This is a genomic window from Klebsiella sp. 141240, from assembly GCF_050600805.1.
In the GTDB taxonomy this organism is placed as follows: Bacteria; Pseudomonadota; Gammaproteobacteria; order Enterobacterales; family Enterobacteriaceae; genus Klebsiella; species Klebsiella aerogenes.
Genome location: NZ_JAQIRK010000046.1, coordinates 1 through 1,971, shown reverse-complemented (window position 1 = coordinate 1,971; position 1,971 = coordinate 1). Strand labels below are relative to the sequence as shown.

Genomic DNA, 1,971 nt, shown 5'->3' with positions numbered 1-1,971 from the left:
TATGCGCTCACGCAACTGGTCCAGAACCTTGACCGAACGCAGCGGTGGTAACGGCGCAGTGGCGGTTTTCATGGCTTGTTATGACTGTTTTTTTGTACAGTCTATGCCTCGGGCATCCAAGCAGCAAGCGCGTTACGCCGTGGGTCGATGTTTGATGTTATGGAGCAGCAACGATGTTACGCAGCAGGGCAGTCGCCCTAAAACAAAGTTAACCCAGGATGAGAACCTTGAAAGTATCATTGATGGCTGCGAAAGCGAAAAACGGCGTGATTGGTTGCGGTCCAGACATACCCTGGTCCGCGAAAGGGGAGCAGCTACTTTTTAAAGCATTGACCTACAATCAGTGGCTTCTGGTGGGTCGCAAGACGTTTGAATCTATGGGCGCACTCCCCAATAGGAAATACGCGGTCGTTACCCGCTCAGGTTGGACATCAAATGATGACAATGTAGTTGTATTTCAGTCAATCGAAGAGGCCATGGACAGGCTAGCTGAATTCACCGGTCACGTTATAGTGTCTGGTGGCGGAGAAATTTACCGAGAAACATTACCCATGGCCTCTACGCTCCACTTATCGACGATCGACATCGAGCCAGAGGGGGATGTTTTCTTCCCGAGTATTCCAAATACCTTCGAAGTTGTTTTTGAGCAACACTTTACTTCAAACATTAACTATTGCTATCAAATTTGGAAAAAGGGTTAACAAAGCTATGCAATCGACGGCAAAAAGCTTCGTTCGCTTCGCGCACTACGCCTTTTCCGCGATTGATAGCGACGTTATGCAGCCAAATCCCAACAATTAAGGGTCTTAAAATGGTAAAAGATTGGATTCCCATCTCTCATGATAATTACAAGCAGGTGCAAGGACCGTTCTATCATGGAACCAAAGCCAATTTGGCGATTGGTGACTTGCTAACCACAGGGTTCATCTCTCATTTCGAGGACGGTCGTATTCTTAAGCACATCTACTTTTCAGCCTTGATGGAGCCAGCAGTTTGGGGAGCTGAACTTGCTATGTCACTGTCTGGCCTCGAGGGTCGCGGCTACATATACATAGTTGAGCCAACAGGACCGTTCGAAGACGATCCGAATCTTACGAACAAAAAATTTCCCGGTAATCCAACACAGTCCTATAGAACCTGCGAACCCTTGAGAATTGTTGGCGTTGTTGAAGACTGGGAGGGGCATCCTGTTGAATTAATAAGGGGAATGTTGGATTCGTTAGAGGACTTAAAGCGCCGTGGTTTACACGTCATTGAAGACTAGTCCTTTGCATAACAAAGCCATCAAACCGGACGCCAGAGATTCCGCGCCTGTTGCGCATGGCTTCGCCATTTTATGCGCAATAGGCGCGCCACCCTGTCGCCGTTTATGGCGGCGTTGGGCGCACAATAAGGCTCCTCGCAGAGTTGCTTGAAAGTTGTTACGATTCAAATTCAATCATGAGATAGTCAGCAGATGAGCACTTCCAAGAACGCAGACAAGTAAGCCGCAGCAACCTTCATTTTTCGGTTGTTGCGGCGTTCTCATGAATCCTTTTGCTCTACGGGAGCGCCGCCAAATCCTTTGTTCAAGGAGATGGTTTCGTGCGCTCAAAAAACTTTAGTTGGCGGTACTCCCTTGCCGCCACGGTGTTGTTGTTATCACCGTTCGATTTATTGGCATCACTCGGCATGGACATGTACTTGCCAGCAGTGCCGTTTATGCCAAACGCGCTTGGTACGACAGCGAGCACAATTCAGCTTACGCTGACAACGTACTTGGTCATGATTGGTGCCGGTCAGCTCTTGTTTGGACCGCTATCGGACCGACTGGGGCGCCGCCCCGTTCTACTGGGAGGTGGCCTCGCCTACGTTGTGGCGTCAATGGGCCTCGCTCTGGCACTGTTGCAAATAGTCGGTGGTGATAAACTTATCATCCCCTTTTGCTGATGGAGCTGCACATGAACCCATTCAAAGGCCGGCATTTTCAGC

Annotated in this window: 3 protein-coding genes and 1 pseudogene; 3 read left to right on the top strand and 1 reads right to left on the bottom strand. The window is 49.3% G+C overall.

Annotation, left to right across the window (positions count from 1 at the left end):
- The coding region (locus PGQ95_RS26220; RefSeq protein WP_228703216.1) for a hypothetical protein at nt 1-72 on the bottom strand (72 nt) is incomplete at its 3' end.
- Between the two features lie 155 nt (nt 73-227).
- On the opposite strand from PGQ95_RS26220, the gene dfrA14 reads away from it, so the two are divergent.
- From dfrA14 to PGQ95_RS26205, 3 genes and pseudogenes are all read left to right on the top strand, one after another.
- Nucleotides 228-701, top strand: coding sequence for a trimethoprim-resistant dihydrofolate reductase DfrA14 (dfrA14, locus tag PGQ95_RS26215; RefSeq protein WP_004201280.1), 474 nt, complete (start codon nt 228-230; stop codon nt 699-701).
- Nucleotides 702-811: 110 nt separating this feature from the next.
- Nucleotides 812-1,264: an NAD(+)--rifampin ADP-ribosyltransferase Arr-2 gene (locus PGQ95_RS26210; RefSeq protein WP_000237816.1), complete on the top strand. Its 453-nt coding sequence runs from the start codon at nt 812-814 to the stop codon at nt 1,262-1,264.
- A gap of 320 nt (nt 1,265-1,584) precedes the next feature.
- Nucleotides 1,585-1,878 (top strand): annotated as a pseudogene (locus PGQ95_RS26205) (MFS transporter); the annotation flags it as partial.
- Nucleotides 1,879-1,971: the final 93 nt, after the last annotated feature.